At 72.8% G+C, this 19,796-nt stretch carries 17 protein-coding genes and 1 pseudogene; 9 read left to right on the forward strand and 9 right to left on the reverse strand.

All coding sequences use genetic code 11. The features are described from left to right. Both Scani_RS10305 and Scani_RS10310 read left to right on the forward strand, forming a co-directional pair. Positions 1–1,917: a non-ribosomal peptide synthetase gene (locus Scani_RS10305; RefSeq protein WP_159472679.1), complete on the forward strand. Its 1,917-nt coding sequence runs from the start codon at positions 1–3 to the stop codon at positions 1,915–1,917. After that, positions 1,907–4,768 carry a condensation domain-containing protein gene (locus Scani_RS10310; protein WP_159472682.1) on the forward strand — a complete coding sequence of 954 codons (2,862 nt, stop codon included), beginning with the start codon at positions 1,907–1,909 and terminating at the stop codon, positions 4,766–4,768. The genes Scani_RS10305 and Scani_RS10310 overlap by 11 nt, the downstream gene beginning before the upstream one ends. 109 nt (positions 4,769–4,877) lie before the next feature. Here Scani_RS10310 and Scani_RS10315 read toward each other — a convergent pair whose 3' ends face one another. Next, positions 4,878–5,417 (reverse strand): CAP domain-containing protein, encoded by a 540-nt coding sequence (locus Scani_RS10315; protein ID WP_159472685.1) that lies wholly within the window; start codon positions 5,415–5,417, stop codon positions 4,878–4,880. 520 nt (positions 5,418–5,937) lie between these two features. On the opposite strand from Scani_RS10315, the gene Scani_RS10320 reads away from it, so the two are divergent. Beyond that, on the forward strand, positions 5,938–6,444 hold the full coding sequence (locus Scani_RS10320; RefSeq protein ID WP_159472688.1) for a mycothiol transferase: 507 nt from the start codon (positions 5,938–5,940) through the stop codon (positions 6,442–6,444). Between the two features lie 35 nt (positions 6,445–6,479). Here Scani_RS10320 and Scani_RS10325 read toward each other — a convergent pair whose 3' ends face one another. Together Scani_RS10325 and Scani_RS10330 are read right to left on the reverse strand one after the other, a co-directional pair. Beyond that, entirely contained in the window at positions 6,480–6,983 is a 504-nt protein-coding gene (locus tag Scani_RS10325; RefSeq protein ID WP_159472691.1) for a metallophosphoesterase family protein, read from the reverse strand. Between the two features lie 34 nt (positions 6,984–7,017). Then, complete coding sequence (locus Scani_RS10330; RefSeq protein ID WP_159472694.1) at positions 7,018–7,842, reverse strand: SDR family oxidoreductase; 825 nt, start codon at positions 7,840–7,842, stop codon at positions 7,018–7,020. Positions 7,843–8,059: 217 nt separating this feature from the next. Between Scani_RS10330 and Scani_RS10335 the strand changes: the two genes are divergently transcribed. Both Scani_RS10335 and Scani_RS10340 read left to right on the forward strand, forming a co-directional pair. Next, complete coding sequence (locus Scani_RS10335; RefSeq protein ID WP_159472697.1) at positions 8,060–8,563, forward strand: hypothetical protein; 504 nt, start codon at positions 8,060–8,062, stop codon at positions 8,561–8,563. 186 nt (positions 8,564–8,749) lie between these two features. Further along, positions 8,750–9,160 carry a thiol-disulfide oxidoreductase DCC family protein gene (locus Scani_RS10340; RefSeq protein ID WP_159472699.1) on the forward strand — a complete coding sequence of 137 codons (411 nt, stop codon included), beginning with the start codon at positions 8,750–8,752 and terminating at the stop codon, positions 9,158–9,160. Positions 9,161–9,270: 110 nt separating this feature from the next. Here Scani_RS10340 and Scani_RS10345 read toward each other — a convergent pair whose 3' ends face one another. Together Scani_RS10345 and Scani_RS10350 are read right to left on the reverse strand one after the other, a co-directional pair. Next, positions 9,271–10,005, reverse strand: coding sequence for a L,D-transpeptidase family protein (locus Scani_RS10345; RefSeq protein WP_371872333.1), 735 nt, complete (start codon positions 10,003–10,005; stop codon positions 9,271–9,273). Between the two features lie 145 nt (positions 10,006–10,150). After that, on the reverse strand, positions 10,151–10,573 hold the full coding sequence (locus tag Scani_RS10350; RefSeq protein WP_159472701.1) for a hypothetical protein: 423 nt from the start codon (positions 10,571–10,573) through the stop codon (positions 10,151–10,153). 335 nt (positions 10,574–10,908) lie between these two features. Between Scani_RS10350 and Scani_RS10355 the strand changes: the two genes are divergently transcribed. After that, positions 10,909–11,388 carry an EF-hand domain-containing protein gene (locus tag Scani_RS10355; RefSeq protein ID WP_159472703.1) on the forward strand — a complete coding sequence of 160 codons (480 nt, stop codon included), beginning with the start codon at positions 10,909–10,911 and terminating at the stop codon, positions 11,386–11,388. 208 nt (positions 11,389–11,596) lie between these two features. Here Scani_RS10355 and Scani_RS10360 read toward each other — a convergent pair. Further along, positions 11,597–12,202 (reverse strand): annotated as a pseudogene (locus tag Scani_RS10360) (FAD-dependent monooxygenase); the annotation flags it as partial. Positions 12,203–12,793: 591 nt separating this feature from the next. Between Scani_RS10360 and Scani_RS41695 the strand changes: the two are divergent. Continuing rightward, the gene (locus tag Scani_RS41695) at positions 12,794–13,486 is read left to right on the forward strand and encodes a LysM peptidoglycan-binding domain-containing protein (RefSeq protein ID WP_159472705.1); all 693 of its coding nucleotides are present in this window, start codon (positions 12,794–12,796) and stop codon (positions 13,484–13,486) included. A gap of 177 nt (positions 13,487–13,663) precedes the next feature. Here the strand turns inward: Scani_RS41695 and Scani_RS10370 are convergent, their stop codons facing one another. Next, the gene (locus Scani_RS10370; RefSeq protein ID WP_159472707.1) at positions 13,664–14,101 is read right to left on the reverse strand and encodes a CBS domain-containing protein; all 438 of its coding nucleotides are present in this window, start codon (positions 14,099–14,101) and stop codon (positions 13,664–13,666) included. A 263-nt stretch (positions 14,102–14,364) separates the two neighbouring features. Between Scani_RS10370 and Scani_RS10375 the strand changes: the two genes are divergently transcribed. Beyond that, positions 14,365–16,392 carry a M3 family metallopeptidase gene (locus Scani_RS10375; protein WP_425577488.1) on the forward strand — a complete coding sequence of 676 codons (2,028 nt, stop codon included), beginning with the start codon at positions 14,365–14,367 and terminating at the stop codon, positions 16,390–16,392. A 123-nt stretch (positions 16,393–16,515) separates the two neighbouring features. Here the strand turns inward: Scani_RS10375 and Scani_RS10380 are convergent, their stop codons facing one another. Next, entirely contained in the window at positions 16,516–17,133 is a 618-nt protein-coding gene (locus Scani_RS10380) for a maleylpyruvate isomerase family mycothiol-dependent enzyme (protein ID WP_159472711.1), read from the reverse strand. A 163-nt stretch (positions 17,134–17,296) separates the two neighbouring features. Here Scani_RS10380 and Scani_RS10385 point away from each other — a divergent pair, with 163 nt between their 5' ends. Beyond that, positions 17,297–18,298 carry a LysR family transcriptional regulator gene (locus Scani_RS10385; RefSeq protein WP_159472713.1) on the forward strand — a complete coding sequence of 334 codons (1,002 nt, stop codon included), beginning with the start codon at positions 17,297–17,299 and terminating at the stop codon, positions 18,296–18,298. Here Scani_RS10385 and Scani_RS10390 read toward each other — a convergent pair. After that, complete coding sequence (locus Scani_RS10390) at positions 18,277–19,737, reverse strand: SDR family NAD(P)-dependent oxidoreductase (protein WP_159472715.1); 1,461 nt, start codon at positions 19,735–19,737, stop codon at positions 18,277–18,279. The genes Scani_RS10385 and Scani_RS10390 overlap by 22 nt on opposite strands. Positions 19,738–19,796 lie beyond the last annotated feature (59 nt).

Genomic DNA, 19,796 nt, shown 5'->3' on the forward strand with positions numbered 1-19,796 from the left:
ATGACCATCCGCACCCCGCACACCCCCGACACCCGGAAGGAAGGCCCCGTGCCCACCGAAGGCACCTCGCAGGGCGGGCACACCCCGTCCGGTGACCGTCCCGCGCCCGCCCCGGCGGCCGAACGGCCCGCGGCCGCGGCCGGACCGGCGGCCCTGGTGGCCCGGCATGCCGCACGGACCCCGCAGGCCCTGGCCGTGGCGGACGGCGACACCACGCTCACCTACGCCCAGCTCGTCTCCTCGGCCCGTGCGCTCGCCGCTCACCTGCGCGCACACGGCGTGCGCCGGGGCGACTCGGTGGCGCTGCTGATGCCGCGCTCCGCACGCACGGTCGTCGCCCAGCTCGCGCTGTGGTGGGCGGGCGCCGTGTGCGTACCGCTCGACCCGGCACATCCGCGTTCGCGTTCCGAGGCACTGGCCGCCGACGCGGGCGCGACGCTGACCGTCGGGGACGCCAAACTCCTCGAATCCGCGGCCCTCTCCGGCGCCACGCTCGCGCTGCCCGGTGAGCCGCTGGTGGACGGCGAGGACCTCCCCGGCGCCGAACTCGCGCCGGACGACGCGGCGTTCATCATGTTCACCTCGGGATCGACCGGCCGGCCCAAGGGCGTCGCGATCCCGCACCGCGCGATCGCCGAGCTGGTCTCCGACCCGGCGTACCTCACCCTCACCTCCCGCGACCGGGTGCTCTTCCACTCGCCGATGACCTTCGACGCCTCGACCTTCGAGGTGTGGGGAGCCCTCGCCAACGGAGCCGCCGTAGTGGTGTGCACCGCCGAACGGCCCTCGTTCGAGGACCTGGCCCGGCACGTGGAACGCCACGGCGTCACCGTCGCCTTCTTCACCACCGCGCTCTTCCACCAACTCGCCGCCCGCCGCTCCCGGATCTTCTCGCTGCTGCGCACGGTGGTCGTGGGCGGCGAGGCGCTGTCCGCGCACCATGCCCGCGAGGTGCTCCACGCCTTCCCCTGGCTGGAACTGGTCAACGGCTACGGGCCGACGGAGGCGACGACCTTCACCACGGCGCACCGCGTCACCGCCGGCGACTGCGACGGCCAGGTACCCATCGGCCGGCCGGTCGCCGGGGCGACCGTGCACCTGCTGGACGAGGCCGGCCGGCCGGTCCCGGACGGGGAGCACGGCGAACTGTGGATCGGCGGCAGCCGGCTGGCGCACGGCTACACCGGGCAGCCGCAGCTGACCGCCGAGCGCTTCCGCGACCACCCCGGTCTGGGGCGTCTCTACCGCTCCGGCGACCTCGTCTCCCGGCGTCCGGACGGCACCCTCGACTTCCACGGGCGGACGGACGACCAGGTGAAGGTCCGTGGCTTCCGGATCGAACCGGCGGAGATCGAACACGCCCTGCGCGAGCAGCCCGAGGTGGCGGACGCGGCCGTCGCCGTGCACCGCCCCTCCCCCGACGACGCCCGCCTGGCCGCCTTCCTCGTGGCCTCGCCCGGTCCGGTGCCCCGCCCCGAGACCGTGCGGGACCGGCTCGCCGCCGTCCTGCCCGCCCATCTGGTCCCCGACGACGTGCGGATGGTCGACGCGCTGCCGCTCACCGCCTCGGGGAAGGTCGACCGCCGCGCGCTGACCGATCTGCTCACCACGGACGGACCCGACGCACCGGCCGGACCGCTCGGTCCACTGGAGCAGGCCGTCGCCGAGGTCTGGGGCCGGTCGTTGGGCCGCGAGGTCACCCGCCCGGATGCCGACTTCCTCGCGCTGGGCGGTCACTCGCTGCTCGCGCTCGCGGTCACCGACGACCTGCGCGAGGAGCTCGGCGTCGAGCTGACGCTCGCCGACTTCTTCGCCGCCCCCACGGTGGCGGGGCACGCCGCGCTGGTCGAGCGCGCGCTCCTCGCCGCGCACAGCGATCTGCACCCCGGCGCCCCGGAGGACACCGATGGCCACTGACACCCCCGCCGCCGCGGCGCTCCAGGAGGAGTTGCTGCGCCGGGCGCGCGCCCGCGCCGGCCGCCCCGCCGCCGCTCCCGCTCCCGCACCCGTCCGGCAAGGTCCCGCGCCGCTCTCCCACGCCCAGCGCCGCATGTGGCTGATGGACCGGCTGGGCCACGGTGACGCCTCGTACAGCGTGCCCTTCGCCACCCGGCTGCGCGGCCCGCTCGACCTCGACGCACTGACCGCCGCGCTGACGTCGCTGGTACGCCGCCACGAGATTCTGCGTACCCGCTACGGGCAGCAGGACGGTGAGCCGTACCAGGAGGTGCGGCCGGCTCCGGAAACGATCGCCGTGCGTGTCGTGGAGGCGGACGCGGACGGCTCCGGCACGCTGCTGGCCGAGGAGGCGCACCGCCCCTTCGACCTCGCCGCCGGTCCCCTCCCGCGCGCCCTGGTGCTGCGGCACGGGGAACAGGACCACACCGTACTGCTGACGTTCCATCACATCACCATCGACGGACCCTCGTTGGAGACCGTGGCCGGGGAACTGGCCCGGGACTACGCGGCGGCCGCCCGGGGCACCGCCGCCGAGGAGCAGCCCGAGCCGCCGCAGTACGCGGACTTCGCGCGCCGCGAGCAGGCGGCCGCCGACCGTCTCGAACAGGGCCTGAGCCACTGGGCCGGCCGCCTCGAAGGCATCGCCCCGCTGCGTCTGCCGCGCCCCGCACAACCGCCCGCCGACACGGTCCGCCGTCCGGCCGGCACCCGGACCGTTCCACTCGACCCGCGGGTGCCCGCCGCGCTGCGCGCACTGGGCCGGCAGCACCGGGCCACCCTGTTCACCGTGGCGCTCGCCGCGTCCTTCGCCGCACTGCACCGTTTCACCGGCGAGGGCGACCTGGTGATCGGGGTCGCCGGCACCCACCGGCAGGGCGCGGACATGCGCGGCCTGGTCGGACTGTGCGTCAACACCCTCCCGGTGCGGGTGGACACCACGGGCGACCCGTCCTTCGGCGCGCTGGTGGAACGCGTACGGGACGCGCTGCTGGAGGCCCAGCAGCGCCGCGAGGTGCCCTTCGACCTCATCCTGGAGCGGCTCGGCGCCGCCGCCCGCGACACGGACGGGTCGGCGCTGATCCGGGTGACCGCGGACGTCCTGGGCACACCCACCACACTGCGGCTGCCGGGTCTGACGGACGAGTACGTCGAGGTCGGCGCCGGCGAGGCCAAGTTCGACCTCTCCTTCGGCATGGTGGACACCGACGCCCCCGCCGGACTCGTCCAGTACAGCCGGACCGCGCTGGACGAGGAGGCGGCGGCCGCGCTCGGTGCGCACTACGCCGCCCTGCTCACCGCGGTGGCGGACGAGCCGGGGCTTCGGCTGTCCCGGCTGCCCGGTGCGCCGCCGGCACCCCGCGAGGAGACCGGCGGGCACCCGGCCGAGGTGCTGCTGCGCTCGCACCCCGAGGTGGCCGAGGCCGCCGTGGTCGCACCGGCCGGCGGACCGCTGCTGGCGTACGCCGTCCTGCGCGGCATCGGCGGCCCGTCGCCCGCCGAGCTCCGCTCCCGTCTGCGCACGGCGCTGGCCGCGGAACTGGTACCCGCCGCGGTGACCCTGCTGGACACCCTGCCGCGCAAGGCCGACGGTACGGCGGACGTGGCGCGGCTCCCGGGCCTCCCGTCGGCCCCCGCGCCGGAAGGGGCGCACGCCGATGCCGTGACCGAAGGGTTCACCGACCTCCTGGGGAACACCCCCGGGCCGGACGACGACTTCTTCCTCCTCGGCGGCCACTCCCTGATCGCCGTCCAGCTCGCCGAGCGGCTGCGCCAGGCGCTGAAACTGCCGCTGACCGGCCTCGACATCATGCAGGCGCGCACCCCGCGCGCGGTCACCGCCCTGTTGGACGCACGGGAGGCGGAGCGCGTCGCCGCGCCCTCGGCCGCCCCTTCCCGCCCGCGGCGTACGCGCGAGGGGACGGTCCTGGTCACCGGCGGCACCGGCGGTGTCGGTGCCTTCGTGCTGCGCGAACTGGCCGCCCGGGGACGTCCGGTACTGGCCCTGGCCCGCCCCGAGTCGGCGCATCTGGTCGCAGCGGAGGGCGTGGACGTCGTCGAGGGCGACCTCACCGACCTGGACGGGCTGCGCAAGGCCGTCGACAGCGCCGATGCGGTCATCCACGCGGCGTGCACCTTCACCCGCCCCGAGGTCGATGTGACGGCGATGGCCGCGATGGTCGGCGCCTGGTCGCGCGGTCCGTTCGTCTTCGTCAGCAGTGTGGACGCCTACGGCCACCCGGCCGGCGAGTGGGTGGCCGAGGAGTCGGCGCCCCGGCAGCCGCTGAGCGGCTACGGGCAGGCGAAGGTCGACTGCGAGGGGCTGCTGCTGCGGGCGGCCGGCGCCCAGGGCCGGGGCGGCGCGAGCGCGGTCCGTTCCCCGCTGGTCTGGGGGCCGCACCAGCGGCTGCGGGACCAGTTGCGCTGGGGTGCGACCGGTGTGCTCTACCAGGCGGCGCGGGAGGGCCGGCCGATCGTCCTTCCGCAACCGGGGACGCAGGGTCATACGTGGTACGGCGCGGCCTGGGTGCATGCCGCGGCGCTGGCCCGGGCCGTGGTGTCCGCGCTGGATTCCCCCGTGCACGGCGTCGCCAACGCCGTCAGCGGTCACCTCGCCTGGCGGGACCTCGCCACCGGGCTCACCGAACTGCTCGGCAGCGACAGCGAGATCCGTGAGACGGACGAGGTCCACCCGGACCTCGATCACCGCTGGCACTACCGCGCCGACCGGCTGGCCCCGTCCCTGCGCGCACGGCCGGACGAGGACTGGCGCTCCGTGCTGGCCGCGATGGTCGGCCCGTCCGAGCGCTGACGGGCGTGACGGCCGGCGGAGGGAGACGCCCGATGGCCCCCCGGCCACCGGGTGCTCTCCCGCCGCCGGCCTGCCGCGGCCCGCTCGGGCCGTGCGGGCCGGCGGCGGTCTACTTGCGGCCGAGTTCCTGCGTCCAGTACGGCCGGAGCTTGCCGTCGAAGGCGACGCCCACGCCGGTGGTGTGGGAGGAGCAGCTGAGCATCTCGGTCCGGTCCTCCGGGTTGTCCCGCCAGGCGCGGAAGGCGTCCTCGGGTTCGGCGCCGTTCGGGGCGCGGTCCGCAGAGGAGTGGCGGTCGGCCATGTCCTGGCTGTGCCGGCGGGCGGTCTCCGTCAGGCGCGCATCGCGCCGCAGCGGTTCGCAACCGTGTTCCGCACGGGCTTCGTTGACGAGCCGGAGGGCCTCCGCCTCGTAGCGGTCGGCCCGCGGTGCGTCGTGCCGGGCGGTGGGCTGCTCGTCGGCGGACGCCCGGGTGGGGGCCGGGGTGTCCGGGTACTCGCTCGCCTTCGCGTCGTTCTGGGAGGAGAGCACGGCGAGGGCACCGATGAGCGCACCGGCCGAGACGACGATGCTCGGGGGAACCCTTCGGACCCGTTGCGGAGGGGCACCGCGGGAGTCGCGCGCAGGCGTGGACGAGTATTTCGCATTCAACTAAATATTCTCCATGCGTGGGGGGAGATACCCGGGAGCGGGCACGTCGCATTCAACGCACCACCCCTTCACCGGAGATGAAACCGGTCATGCGAAGGGGGCCTCCCGGAAGCCGGATTACCGTAACAAGACAACGGGCCCGGAGACCCTCTCAGGCCTTGGTTCAGCAACAATCTCTGCCGTGAGCTGGGAAATCAGGGCGGCATAATCCCTCGACACCACCCCGTCCGGGCATTCAGCATCGGTGGAATGATTCATCGACAAACCGGACCTGTTCGCCTCACGAAGCCCGCGCTTCCGTGTGTCCGAAAGTATGCGGGCGGTCACGGATCCGGGAAATTCCCGCCGCTCGGCCTGCCCCGCACGGAATCCCGCGGCCGGCTTGCGACGATGGGCGAGCTGCCGGGGCCGACGCCCTCCGGGTGCGGGACCGCCACCGGAGCGCGACACCTCGGTCAACCGGTACCGGTATCCGCGGACCTTCCGCGCGAAGACCTCCGTCGCCGCAAAGGAGCCCTGTATGAACGCCAGCACGGATCTGCTCGTCGACGCCTTCGGACGTATCCGTGAGGCCGTCGAGGACGCGGTCACCGGGCTCGACCCCGAGGACCTCGGCACCCGCCCCGACGACGCCAATTCGATCGCCTGGCTGGTCTGGCACCTCACCAGGATCCAGGACGATCACGTCGCCGGGGTGGCCGGCACCGAGCAGATCTGGACCTCGGACGGCTGGTACGACCGCTTCGAGCTCCCCTTCGCCGCCGACGACACCGGCTACGGCCACTCCGGCAAGGACGTGGCGGCCGTCCGCGGACTGAGCGCCCAGTTGCTGACCGACTATCACGGCGCCGTCCACGACAACACCGTGCAGTACCTCGCCGGGGTCGACGACAAGGACATGAAGCGCGTCGTCGACCGCGCCTGGACACCGCCCGTCACCCTGGGAGTGCGCCTCGTCAGCGTGATCGCGGACGATCTGCAGCACGCCGGACAGGCCGCCTACGTCCGTGGCCTGCTCGGTCTGTGAGGACCGGCCCGGACCCCGCCCCGGTCACCGCGGCCTCATCCGCCGCGGGGCAGGCGGTGCAGCTCCACCGCGGTGAGCCGGCCCGCCGAGAGCTCCGCCGTCATGTACGTGCAGTACGGCTGCCGGCGGCGGTCGGTCGGCGATCCCGGGTTCAGCAGGCGTAGCCGGTCGTCCGCCGTGGAGTCCCAGGGGATGTGGCTGTGCCCGAACACCAGCACATCGAGCTCGGGGAACCGTTCGGTGCAACGGCGCTCCCGCCCCGGCGCGGGTCCCGTCTCGTGCACCACGCCCAGCCGGACCCCCGCCAGTTCCGCGTACGCCACCTCGGGCAGCCGGGCCCGCAGCTCCGGACCGTCGTTGTTGCCGTACACCGCGATCAGCCGCCGGGCACGGGACTCCAGCAGATCCACCGTGGCGGTGTCGACCCAGTCGCCGGCGTGCACGACGACATCGGCGCGGGGCAGGTCGTCGAGCAGCTGTGGGGGCAGCTCCTTGGCGCGCCGGGGCACATGGGTGTCGGAGACGAGCAGCAGTCGCACGGGCTCTCCTCGGGTGTGCGTGCGGGCCTGACGGTCAGCGTTCCTGGGCGGTCGGCCGCACGGTGATCTCGTTGACCGCCATATGCGGCGGCTGCGTGACCATGAAGGTGATGACGCGGGCGATGTCCTCGGCCCGCAGCCAGGCCTCCGGCGGCATCCCGTGCGCCGCTCCGGCCTGGCTGCCGCCTCGGGTCATCTCCGTCGTGGTCATGCCCGGTTCCACGAGTCCGACCCGGACCTGCCGTCCGGTCACTTCCTGCCGGAGCGCCTCGCTGAAGGAGCACACCGCGTGCTTGGTGGCCGAGTAGACGCTGTTGTCCTTGCGGGGCACCCGGCCCGCGACCGAGCTGACGGTCACCAGGTCGGCCACGCCGCGCGGACCGTCCTGCGCCGCACGCAGCAGATGCGGGAGGGCCGCGTGCGACATCCGCAGCACCGCGGTGAAGTTGAGGTCGACCATCCGGTCCCAGTCCTCGGGATCACTGTCCTCCACCGCGCCGCGCGCACCGAAGCCCGCGTTGTTCAGCAGGACGTCCAGCCGCCCGAAGTGGTCGACGGTCTCCTCGACCGCGCGCCGTGCCTGCGCGGCCTCACCGAGATCGGCCGTCAGGGCGAGGGACGAGCCGCCCAGTTCGCCGATCGACGCCGTGAGCCGCTCCAGCCGTTCGGTGCGGCGGGCGACCAGTGCGAGGGAGCAGCCCTCCCGGGCCAGCGCCAGGGCGGCGGCCGCACCGATACCGCTGGAGGCGCCGGTCACCAGCGCCACGCTGCCCGACAGCGCCTTCCGGCCTGCGCCGCCGGCCGCCCCCTCCCGTTCCTGACGCGCCGTCACGGACTGCCCGGACTCCGACCTGCCCATCGTCTTCCCGCTCCTCCCGCTCGATCCCTTCGGCCCGCAGCGGCCGCCTCCCGGTGCGCGGATCCGTACCCCGCCGAGCGTCCGCTCTCCCGCCCCCTCTGCCATCTGCCCACCGCCCCGCGGCCCGTGCCGGCACCGGCTCCCGCGAATGCGGTGCGTACCCCCGGACAGCGGGTATCACCCACGGGAACCCCCCTTTTGGCTCTGGGAGCTGCTCATGAAGCACACCCATCCCCTGCCGGGCGACATCGGACTCACCCAAATATCCGGCGTCTGCGGCACGTTGATCCGCTTCGGACAGTGGATCAACGGAGACGGCTTCGCCGACTACGAACACGCCTTCCTCGTCCTGCCCGACAACCGGCTGCTGGAAGCCGAGCCGGGCGGCGCCCGCATCATGCCCCTCACCACCTACGCCGACGCGGACGTGCTCTACGTCTGCCCGGAAGACCTCACCGAACGGCAGCGCACCGCCATCTGCCTGGCCGCCACCCGCCATGTCGGGGTCCCCTACAGCTTCCTCGACTACCTGGCGATCGCCACGCACCGGTTCCACCTGCCTGTTCCGGGGCTGCGCCGCTATGTCGCCAGCACCCGGCACATGATCTGTTCCCAGCTCGTCGACCAGTGCTATCTGGACGCCGGTGTGCATCTGTTCGCCGACGGCCGCTGGCCCGGCTATGTGACGCCGATGGCCCTGTACCGCCTGCTGGCCCCCTGACCCGACGGCCCGGCACGTCCGGGTACGTATACACCTTCGCCCGGCGGCGCCCATGAGCAACGGGCCCGCCGGGCCCGTCCTCCGATACGGCGCCGCGTGCCCTCGCCGCCTTCGGCGTCCTCGCCCTGGCGGCGCACTTATCATGGTGACCGCCAGATCCGGCACCGGAGCAAAGGGGACGGGACCATGCAGCGGCAGACGACGCAGCGGCGGCCCGTACTCGTCTACGACGGAGACTGCGCCTTCTGCACGTCCTCGGTCCGCTTCATGGAACGGCGGCTGCGGCCGCGCTGCGAAGCGAGTCCCTGGCAGTTCACCGACCTCGCCCGGCTCGGCATCGCGCGACAGCGCGCCGAACACGAAGTGCTGTGGGTGACCCCGACCGGTTCCGTGCACGGCGGCGCGCAGGCCGTCGCCAAACTGCTGATGAGCACCCCCGGCGGCTGGCCGGTGGTGGGAGCGCTGCTCACGCTCCCGCCCGTGCGGTGGTTCGCCCACGCCGCGTACCGGATCATCGCGCGCAATCGTCAGCGACTGCCGGGCGGCACGGCGGCCTGTGCCCTGCCGTCCTCCCGGAGCGGCCGGAAGCCGTCCTAGGGCCGGTCTTCACAGTCCCGTCGTTCGCCCGCAGGGCAGGCGGGACTGTGAAGACCGGCCCTAGGGCGGTCCGGCCGCACCGCAGCGGCGCCGGCCGGCCCGGTGCGGGCTCAGGTGCCGGACTTCCGGCCGTAGACGTAGACGTCGTCGCCGTTCTTGAGCAGGGACCAGTACTTCGCGGCATCGTTGCTGCGCATATTGACGCAGCCGTGCGAGCCGGGAGCCGACCAGACGCTGCCGCTGATGGAGTGGAACGCCTGGCCGCCGTCGAAGAACTGGCTGTACGGCATGGCCACGTGGTAGATCGTCGACACGTGGTGCAGGTGACGCCAGTAGATCTTCTTGGCGCCGGTGCGGGTCTCGTACCCGTCGCGTCCGCTGCGGATCGGGACCGGCCCGAACACCAGCTTCGATCCGTCCTGGATCCAGCTGAGCTGGCGGGTCAGGTCGACGCAGGCGATCCGGCCCTTCGTGGTCGGGCACTTATGCGCCTTGTTCGGGTTGGTCCCGGCTGCCTTCTGCTGGGCCACGACGCTCATCACGCCCCAGGTGACGGGCCCCGCGTAGCCGATGTTGGGGGTGATGCCGTGGCTGGTCTGGAACGCACGTATCGCCCGGCAGTCGGACGCCGACTGCCGGCCGTCCACCGGGAGCCCGAGGAACTTCTCGGCCTGCTTCTGATACGGGCCGCGGCTCGCGGTGCAGGACGACGCGGTGGCGGCCTGGGCGGTGGAGCCGAAGGCCATCGTCAGCGGAAGGGTCAGCGCCGTGAGCGCGAGCGCCGCGCCCGCCCGGCGGCCGGCGGTGCCGGGCCTCCGTATCCGCAGGTTCAGTTGTCTTTTCATGCCCCGTAGGACTGTTTGCCCGACCCGTCGGTTGCAGGCGTGACCGACCCGAAATATCTGACAGGTCGTGCCATGGACCGACAGGGTCGGGCATGCCCCGGCCGACGGAGGATCGTCCGCCTCGGCCCGCCGGGGACGGCCGCGCCTACAGCACCACTACGGTCTCCTGGCGGGCGTAGCTGAACCCTTCCTCGTCGAAGTAGAAGACCGCGACCTTCACCTTGTCGCCCTTGTCGAAGGAGGAGCCGACGGCCGGACGCATGGTGATCTGCGCCGTGTGGCTGTTGTAGTCACAGGTGAGCTTGTCCGTCTTGAGCGTGCCCGCGGCGACCGAGCCGTCGTGGCCGGTCTGGTTGGTCGCGTTGGCGACCAGCTGGTGGTTCATGCCCGGGTCACAGGAGTAGGTGACCTTCACTTGCACGCCGGGCGCCTGCAGCGCGACCTTGTCGATGGCCAGGAGATTGGCCTTGGCCACCGCGGAGGGCGCCGCGGCCAGCACGCCAGCGCCGACCAGGACGGTGACGGCCGCGGTACCGGCGAGGCGCTGCCGGAGACGGGATGAGTTCATGGTTTTTCCTTCCCCCCTGCGCGGTCACCCCGGTCAGGAGCGGAGGAGAAATATCCGCCTGTGCGGGTGACTGCGACAGATGTTCACTTTGGATCGTGATCCTAGGTGATCTCCCCCTACGGAACCGCACACGTTTTCGCCATTCCGGCCGTCCACCGCGGCACCGCGTCCGGAATCCGCCCCCGCCTCCCGAGGGGGCGGGCCGGACACACCACCCTCGATAACCCTCCGCACTCACCCAGGCACTTAATGTGCTCATGCGGGCGGGTGCGGCACCCCGCGCACGGCCGCCTCTCCGGGCTCCGCCGGGAGCCCCCTTCCGGAAGGGACGCCGCATGATCACCGATGCCCTGCGCGCCGAGTACGAGCACCGCTTCTCCCTGTACGACACCGATGGCGACGGCTACCTGACCGCGCACGACTTCGCCGAGCGGGCGCGCGTGCTGACGGACGCGGTGGGCGAACCGGAGGGGTCCGCCAAGGCGCAGGCCCTGGCGGCGGGGATGCGCAACACCTTCGAGGAGCTCGCCGCCCTGGCGGACGTGGAGGCCGCGGGCCGCCTGGACCGGGAACAGTTCGTCGCGGCGTTCGCGCGGGCGGGCGCGTCGGGGATGCTCGGCAGGGTCGTGGGGCCGTCGGTCGCCGCGACCGTCGCCTTGGCCGATGCCGACGGGGACGGTGTGGTCAGCCTGGCGGACTTCACCGCCGTGCACCGCGCGGCCGGGTACTCGGCCGCCCAGGCGGAGGCGGCGTTCCGGGCGCTGGACCAGGACGGCGACGGGCGGCTGCAGGTCGACGCGTGGCAGGCACCGTGAACCATCGGGCGTGAGTCGCACCGACGGGCCGCGTTCCCGGGGAGGAACGGCGCACCCCTCGTCGTGTCGCCCGGGCCGGGCCGTCACCGACGGGCGCGACCCGGCTGCGGTTCATGTCCCGTCGGCCCGGCTCACCCGCCGCCGGTCCCGGCTCGTGTCCCGCCGGCCCCGGCTCACCTGCGGAAAGTCAGCGCGAGCTGCGCCACCAGCTCCGGACCGCGTAGCCGGGCGGCAGCTCCCAGTCGACCTCGACGTCCCCCAGCATGTACTCCTCGGGGAAGGCGGCGCCCGCGAAGTCGAGCCCCAGGGTCTTGCGGACGACGCTGTGGGCGCCGTCACAGCCGATGAGGAACTCGACGCGGATCTCCTCCTGTTCGCCGGCGGGCAGCGCGAGGCGGGCCCGTACCTCGTGTGCGTCCTGCGCGAACCCCACCAGCTCCGTGCCCCGTTCGACACGGCCTCCCCAGCGCTTGAGCACGTCCTCGAGGAGGCGCTCGGTGTCGTTCTGCGGAAGGGCGGCGAAGCGGTACGGCACATCCGGCGGCAGCGTGAGCTCTATCCGCGCCTGCGGGACGCCGTTGACGTAGAGCAACTGCCCCCGGAGCGGAACGGCGGCTTCCAGGGCCTCCCGGGCCATCCCCATGCGGTCCCAGATCTCCAGCGTCCTGGGCTGGATGCCCACCGCCTTGGCGAACGGCTGCGGCGCGGGCAGTCTGTCGATCACGCGGCAGCGCACCCCGCGGCGCTGGAGTTCGCAGGCCGCCGTCAGGCCCACCGGGCCCGCCCCTACGACCAGCACCTCCACCTCGGCCACGGCTGCCTCCCGGGCACCGACGCACCCCTTTCCAATGCAACACAGCACCCGGTGTCTGTCCATCGCGCGCAACCGCGCGGCCTCGCGCGAGCGCCGGGGCCGGTTTCCTCGCCGCCGTCGCCGCATCCATCGCCGCACTCGTCGCCGCGTCCGTGCGCGATGCGCCGTTGCACCAGGGCAGGACGGGCCGGTGCACCGACGGATGTCCGTGCGCGGTGCATGCGGACCTGCGCAGCGCGTGCATCGAGTGCGCCGGTTGCGCTCGGCGGACACCCCGGGGCCGGACAGGTGATCGCCGGGCACAGGGGTGTGATGCGCCTTCGGTATGCCGGGTGCGCCCTGCCCGTCTGAACAGGTGTGCAGGGCACAAGCACGGCCGCGGCCCGACGGCAAGGGGGCAGGCCGGGCGGCGGCGGCGCTCCCGCGCGCTCTGCCGAGGCGAACTCGGGGCGTGGTTGTCTCTTCCCCGTCAAATTCATGGCGCCGCACGGAATCGCGATTCGAGCACCCGTCGAACGCGTGGACCGCAAACGCGCCGGGTTTTCTGATTGACCGCCAGGCAACTGCGCGGCGAGCGACGGGAGTAATGGCATGGAATTTCCGCAGGCATCGAAATCGCCTGCCCGGAATGAATTCCGGGGCTATGGTGTCCGGGGCATCACGGCAGCAGCGGTCCTGCTCGCGGCCGGCACGCTGAACCTGGCGTCCGGGCAGCCCGCCGAGGCCCGTTCCGGCGGGACCTGGGACCGCCTCGCCGGCTGCGAGAGCGGAGGGAACTGGCGTATCGACACGGGGAACGGGTTCTCCGGAGGGCTGCAGTTCGCCCACTCCACCTGGCACTCCTTCGGCGGCGGCGCCTACGCGTCACGGGCGGCGCGGGCGACCCGCTCCCAGCAGATCCGGGTCGCGGAGCGGGTGTTGGCCCGTCAGGGCTGGGGCGCCTGGCCGGCCTGCTCGGCCTCGCTGGGGCTCAACTCGGCCACCGCGCACCGCACTCCGCGGAGCACCACCGCGCGTCCCGCACCGCAGCGCCACGCGGCCCCGTCGGCCCGGGCGCGGGCCCGCCATCCGCAGTCCCATGAGAAGCGGCACAAAGCGGGGCGCCATCGGAGTACCGGCGGCTCGGTCGTCGTCAACCGCGGCGACACGGTGAGCGGCCTGGCCTACGCGCACGGTCTCGGCTGGCAGGAATTCTACCGGCTCAACCGGCGGGTGATCGGGGCGAATCCGCATCTGATTTTCCCCGGCATGCGGCTGACCGTACGGAACTCCCGCAGCCACTGAGCGCATAACGGAATACCCGGAATTTCCCGGCCCGGTGCCGGAGGAATTCCGCTGATGCTGCACTTCTTCACGCCGCGGTGGCCCGTCGGAGGGGGACGGGCCACCGCGGGACGTGCCGGTGGACCGTCGGTGCCTTCGCCACCCGTCGTCGGTGCCTGCGCCGCGGGGACGGGCACGTCAGCCGGCGGTCGCGTACACCCGGTTGGCGAACTCCGCGATCTCCGCGTCGCTGAGGTTCTTGGCGAGGTTGGCCTCGGTGATCATCCCCACCAGTTGGTGGCCGCCCTTGACGTCGATCACCGGCAGGCGCTTGATGTGGTGGTCCTCCATGGTCCGCAGGACCTCGGAGGCGTCGGCATCCGCGTCGATCCAGTGCAGCTCGCCCCCCATCGAACCGGACTGCACCGTCGCCGGGTCGACCCCTTCGGCACAACAGGTGACGACGATGTCGCGATCGGTGACCATGCCCATGAGCCTGTTGTTGTCACCGCAGATGGGCAGGCAGCCGACGCCCAGGTCCCGCATCATCTTGGCCGCGTCCATCAACGACTCGTGGGCACCTACACAGCGCGCTCCGCCGGACATGATGTCGCGGGCTCGCAGCTTGCTGGCCATGATTCCTCCTGTCTCAGGAGTGTGGATTGCCTCGCTTCGATCACACCACGGATGGCCCCACGATGCTCACCGGGACCGGCCCGGCGGTGCCGCCCCGACGGCGGAGGGCGGGACGGCCGGCCCGCCGGCACCTACGAGCGCGCGGAGGGCGGTGGCGGCCCGGCGTCGCCGTACGTTCGGGGTGTCAACTACCCGCGCGCACAAGAGTCGTCATGGGGCGACTCCGGGACCCGGCCTTGCCCCCGGGCGTAGTGTCAGGCTCCGTGACGACGTCGAATCCTTTCTTCGAGCCGAGCGGTCTGCCCTACGAACTGCCGCCCTTCGCGCGGATCCGGAACGAACACTTTCTCCCTGCCTTCGCCCATGGCATAGCCGAGCAGTTGGACGAGGTGGCGGCGATCGGCGCCTGCACCGAGCCGGCGACCTTCGAGAACACCGTGGAGGCGCTGGAGCGCAGCGGCGCGGTACTGGGCCGGGTGTGCAGGGTGTTCTTCAACAAGGTGGCGACGGACACCGACGAGGAGATCCAGGCGATCGAGGTCGAGATCGCTCCCCGGCTGGCCGCCCATGACGATGCGCTGCTGCTCGACTCCGCACTGTTCGCCCGGCTGGACGCGCTCTTCGACCGGCGCGAGCAGCTCGGCGCGGACGCGGAGCAGGTGCGGCTGCTGGAGCGCCACCACTCGAACCGGGTCCGGGCCGGCGCGCGGCTCGCCCCCGAACAACAGCAGCGCCTGCGCGAGCTGAATGCCGCGATCGCCGCCCGGAGCACCGAGTTCGGGCAGAACCTCCGGGCGGCCACCGCGGCCGCCACCCTCGTGGTGGACCGTGCCGAGGAGCTGTCCGGTCTGCCCGCGGACCAGATCGCGGCCGCCGCGGCGAACGCCCGGGCGCTGGGTCACGAGGGGAAGTTCGCGCTCGTCCTGAAGAACTTCTCCCAGCAGAGCGAGCTCGCCGCGCTGGACGACCCCGCGCTGCGCGAGCGTCTGCTCACCGCCTCCCTCGGGCGCGGCATCGAGACCAATGGCCCGGTCGCCGTCGCCCTGGCCGGCCTGCGCGCCGAGCGCGCCGCGCTGCTCGGCCACCCCAGCCATGCCGCCTGGGAGGTCGCGGACCGGACCGCCGGCACCACCGAAGCCGTCGAGGAGCTGCTCGGCCGGCTGGTCGCCCCCGCCACCGCCAATGCCGCGCGGGAGGGCGCCGCCCTGGCCGCGGCGGCGGGCGTGGAGGAGATCCGCGCGGCGGACTGGCAGTACTACTCGGAGCGGGTGCGCAAGGAGCGGTTCGCGCTCGACGCGTCGGTGCTGCGGCCCTATCTGGAGCTGGAGACCGTGCTGCACGACGGCGTCTTCCACGCTGCCGAGCTGGTCTACGGGATCACCTTCACCCCGCGCCCCGACCTGGTGCCGTACCACCCGGACGCCCGCGTCTACGAGGTGCACGACGCCGACGGCAGCCCGCTCGGCCTGTACCTCGGCGACTTCCACGCCCGTGAGTCCAAGCGGGGCGGCGCCTGGATGGACGCGCTGGTGCCGCAGTCCCGTCTGCTCGGCCACCAGCCGGTGGTGGTCAACAACCTGAACATCGCCAAGCCCCCGGCGGGCGAGCCGGTGCTGCTGACCTGGAGCGAGGTCAACACGCTGTTCCACGAGTTCGGCCATGCGCTGCACGGCCTGTTCTCCGACGTGCGCTACCCCCTCCTGTCGGGCACCCGGGTGCCGCGCGACTTCGTCGAGTTCCCCTCCCAGGTCAACGAGATGTGGGCGGACTGGCCGGAGGTGCTGGCCCACTACGCCCGGCATCACGTCACCGGCGAGCCGATGCCGGCCGAACTGCCGGCCCGGCTGCGCGAGGCGGAGAACTTCGGCGCGGGCTTCCGGATGGTGGAGCATCAGGCGGCCGCGGTGCTGGACTGGGCCTGGCACACCCTTGCCGTCGGCGAGGCCCCGGGCTCCGACGGGGCCGAGGCGTTCGAGGCGGCCGCACTGGAGCGTTACGGACTCGCGCTGTCCGCGATCCCGCCGCGCTACCGCACCGGCTACTTCGCCCATGTCTTCAGCGGCGGTTACGCGGCCGGGTACTACGGCTACCGCTGGGCCGAAGTGCTGGACGCCGACACCGTGCGCTGGTTCCACGAGAACGGGAAGACGATCCGCGAGAGCGGGGAGATCTTCCGCCGGGAACTCCTCGGCAGGGGCGGCAGTGTCGACCCGCTGGAGGCGTTTCGCGCGGTGGTCGGCCGGGACCCGGAGCTCGCGCCGCTGCTGGCGCGCCACGGGCTGGACGGCTGATTCCCGGAGCCGGTGTGCGGGCGCCCGGGCCGTGCGGAAGGCACGGGCGGTGCGGGCGCCCGGCGGCGGATGACAGCGGCCGCTCGATGGTGACGGGAGCGGCCGCCGTACCGTCGGCCGGGCTCAGCCGGCGACGAACCGGTGGTGCCGCTCCCCCTGGAGGCGGCCCGGCCGGAGCCTGCGGCCGAACGCGACCAGCAGCAGATCCTGTCCGGCGCCGGTCAGCGGCGTACCGCTGCCGAAGGACCAGTCGAGGTCGTCGGCGCGCAGCTCGACGCCCCTGAGGTCGGCCCCGAAGAACCTGGCGGACCGGAGGGTGACCTTCCCCAGCAGGAGGCGCACCCGGTCCTCGGGAACGCGCCGGTCGAGGCCGAGGGCGACCGTGATGTCCAGGCCGTGCACCACATCGTGCGCCAGCGCCGACGCGAGGCCGCCGACCGGCGGCTTCCACGGGTGCTCCGCATGGTGCCGGAGGAAGTGCGCGAGCTCAGCCGTCGACGCGGCGGCCGCGTCCCTGCGGGCACAGCGGTCGGTCATCCGGTGGATGCTGCCGCCCGCTCTGACGAGTTCCGCGGCCGTCCTGGCGAGGGAGTAGCGGAACCCCATCGACATATGGGCCGCGACTTCCCGTACCCGCCACCCCGTGCACAGCGTCGGCGCCTCCCACTGCTCGGCCGTCAGACCGTCCAGCAGATCGGCCAGTTCGCGGCGTTCGGCCGCGATCATCGCTTCGATTCTCATCCGTGCACTCCCCCGGAGCTCATGGGCGTTCCTTCTCTCCTCGCGCATGGCACGGGCGGCTCTCTCGTTCCCGACCCGCCCGAACTACCCGCTTCCACAAGGGTCTTGTCACCTTCGCCATAAGTCCAAGAGCTTGCTGTTCTCCTCCCTAGAATCAGTGGTTATGGAACTTCGGCAGCTGCAGTACTTCGTCGCGGTGGTGGAGGAGGCCAACTTCACCCGTGCGGCCGCCCGGCTGCATCTGGCGCAGCCAGGGGTGAGTGCCCAGATCCGGCAGCTGGAGCGGGAGTTGGGGCAGCCGCTGCTCGACCGCTCCGGCCGTTCGGTGACCACGACGGAGGTGGGCGAGAGCGTCCTTCCGTATGCGCGGGCCGCGCTCGCCGCCGTCGAGGAGATCCGGCAGACCGTGGACGAGTTCGGCGGGCTGCTGCGCGGTCGCGTCCGGGTCGGGCTGGTCTCCGGCGCCAGCACCCGCCGGTTCGATCTGGCGTCGCTGCTGGCCGATTTCCACGATGCGCACCCGCAGGTCGAGATCTCCCTCACCGAGGACACCTCCGAGCGGATGCTCGGCGCGCTGCACAGCGGGGCACTCGACCTCGCCGTGATCGGGCTCGCGACGGAGGAACCGCCGGCGGGCCTCTCCTGCCAGGTCGTGGTCGACGAGCCCCTGGTCGCCGCCGTCGCGCCCGACGACCCCCTCCTGGCGACCCACGCCGACCGCATGAGCGTCCCGCTGGCCGCGCTCCGCGACCGCCCGTTGATCAGTCTGCCGCGCGGTACCGGGCTGCGCGGGGTGCTCGAACGCTGCTGCGCGCAGGCCGGTTTCCGGCCCCGCATCGCCTTCGAGGCGGCCGTGCCTCAGGTGCTGGCGCGGCTGGCCGCCCGTGGTCTCGGCGTGGCCGTCCTCCCGGCGCTGCCGGCGGACGAGGCGGCAGCCGCCGGGCTGCGGACGCTGGAGATCACCGGGCCGCGGATGCGCGGCCGGGTCGCCCTGACCTGGCGGACGGAGGGGCCCGCCGGCCCCGCGGCCAGGTCCCTCCTGGGACGGCTGCGGGCCGGCCTTCCCCACCCCGCAGCCCGCGGGGAGTCACCCGCCGGACCGCGGACCGGGCACGCCCGGCCCGCCGCGGCCGGCGGCTGTGCTCACCAGGCCGCGGGCGCGTAGTCCTTCAGGAAGCAGCCGAACAGGTCCTCACCCGACTCGCCGCGGACGATCGGGTCGTACACCCGGGCCGCACCGTCGACCAGGTCGAGGGGAGCGTGGAAGCCCTCCGCGGCCAGGCGCATCTTGTCGGGGTGCGGGCGCTCGTCGGTGATCCAGCCGGTGTCCACGGCCGTCATGAGGATGCCGTCGGTCTCCAGCATTTCCCGGGCGCTGGTCCGGGTGAGCATGTTCAGCGCCGCCTTGGCCATATTGGTGTGCGGATGGCCCGCGCCCTTGTAGCCGCGGCTGAACTGGCCTTCCATGGCCGAGACGTTGACCACGTACTTACGGCGCGCCGCGGCCGCCGCCATCGCCGGGCGCAGCCTGCTCACCAGCAGGAAGGGTGCCGTCATATTGCACAGCTGGACTTCCAGGAGTTCGACCGGGTCGACCTGGTCCACCTTCTGGATCCAGGTGTTGGTCGCGTCCAGGTCCGGTACGAGACCGCCGGCGTCGATCGCGGTGCCCGCCTCGATCCGGGCGGGGGTGACGGAGCCCGTGGTCAGGGCGAGGGCGGTGAGGTCCTCGGCGGTCAGCGCGCCGGGGGTGGCGGAGGCGGCGGTGAGGGCGGCGGGAGCGCCGCTGCCGAAGTGACCGAGGACCACGGAGGCGGGCAGTTCCCCGGCGGGCAGCGGGGCGGACTCGGCAGCGATCAGCTGGCCGTACGCCTCGGGAGAGCGGCGGACGGTCTGGGCGGCGTTGTTGATCAGGATGTCGAGCGGGCCCTCGGCGCTCACTGAGTCGGCGAGGGCGATGACCTGCGCCGGGTCCCGGAGATCGATTCCGACGATCTTCAGCCGGTGCAGCCACTCCCCGCTGTCCGGCATCGCCTTGAAGCGGCGGATGGCGTCCGTCGGGAAGCGGGTGGTGATGGTGGTGTGGGCGCCGTCCCGCAGCAGGCGGAGGGCGATATACATGCCGATCTTGGCCCGGCCGCCGGTGAGCAGTGCGCGCCGGCCGCTGAGGTCCGTACGGGCGTCGCGGCGGGACCGGTTCTCCTTGGCGCAGGGCGGGCAGAGCTGGTGGTAGAAGGCGTCGACCTCGATGTAGCGGCTCTTGCAGGTGTAGCAGGACCTGGGCCGCTCCAGGATTCCGGCGATCTCGGTGGTCACGGAGCTGGTGAGAGCCAGGCCCTGGGTCTCGTCGTCGATCCGGTCGGGCGCGCCGGTGGCCGTGGCCGCGGTGATGGCCCTGTCGTTGGCGGTCTTGGCGGCGCGGCGTTCCTGCCGGCGGCGCTGCTTCACCTTGCGGTAGATGCCGGCGGTGGCGCGTCGTATGGCGATCGCGTCCGGGTGGTCGACGGGCAGCGCGTCGAGTTCTTCGAGCACGCTCAGGCAGACCGCCATCCGCTCCGAGTCGATACCCGTGCCATCGGCCCGGCCTGTTTCGGTCACCGTCATCGCCGCTGCCGCTTCCCTGGGATCGTGTGTTCTATTCAAGCTTCGGCGGAACTTTACGT

It is taken from the genome of Streptomyces caniferus (genome assembly GCF_009811555.1).
Classification (GTDB): domain Bacteria; phylum Actinomycetota; class Actinomycetes; order Streptomycetales; family Streptomycetaceae; genus Streptomyces; species Streptomyces caniferus.

Bases quoted from the DNA above. Each gene is read 5' to 3' on its own strand.
- Scani_RS10305 (WP_159472679.1), top strand. From the start codon at position 1: ATGACCATCCGCACCCCGCACACCCCCGACACCCGGAAGGAAGGCCCC.
- Scani_RS10310 (WP_159472682.1), top strand. From the start codon at position 1,907: ATGGCCACTGACACCCCCGCCGCCGCGGCGCTCCAGGAGGAGTTGCTG.
- Scani_RS10320 (WP_159472688.1), top strand. From the start codon at position 5,938: ATGAACGCCAGCACGGATCTGCTCGTCGACGCCTTCGGACGTATCCGT.
- Scani_RS10330 (WP_159472694.1), bottom strand. From the start codon at position 7,842: ATGGGCAGGTCGGAGTCCGGGCAGTCCGTGACGGCGCGTCAGGAACGG.
- Scani_RS10335 (WP_159472697.1), top strand. From the start codon at position 8,060: ATGAAGCACACCCATCCCCTGCCGGGCGACATCGGACTCACCCAAATA.
- Scani_RS10340 (WP_159472699.1), top strand. From the start codon at position 8,750: ATGCAGCGGCAGACGACGCAGCGGCGGCCCGTACTCGTCTACGACGGA.
- Scani_RS10345 (WP_371872333.1), bottom strand. From the start codon at position 10,005: ATGAAAAGACAACTGAACCTGCGGATACGGAGGCCCGGCACCGCCGGC.
- Scani_RS10350 (WP_159472701.1), bottom strand. From the start codon at position 10,573: ATGAACTCATCCCGTCTCCGGCAGCGCCTCGCCGGTACCGCGGCCGTC.
- Scani_RS10355 (WP_159472703.1), top strand. From the start codon at position 10,909: ATGATCACCGATGCCCTGCGCGCCGAGTACGAGCACCGCTTCTCCCTG.
- Scani_RS41695 (WP_159472705.1), top strand. From the start codon at position 12,794: ATGGAATTTCCGCAGGCATCGAAATCGCCTGCCCGGAATGAATTCCGG.
- Scani_RS10370 (WP_159472707.1), bottom strand. From the start codon at position 14,101: ATGGCCAGCAAGCTGCGAGCCCGCGACATCATGTCCGGCGGAGCGCGC.
- Scani_RS10380 (WP_159472711.1), bottom strand. From the start codon at position 17,133: ATGAGAATCGAAGCGATGATCGCGGCCGAACGCCGCGAACTGGCCGAT.
- Scani_RS10385 (WP_159472713.1), top strand. From the start codon at position 17,297: ATGGAACTTCGGCAGCTGCAGTACTTCGTCGCGGTGGTGGAGGAGGCC.
- Scani_RS10390 (WP_159472715.1), bottom strand. From the start codon at position 19,737: ATGACGGTGACCGAAACAGGCCGGGCCGATGGCACGGGTATCGACTCG.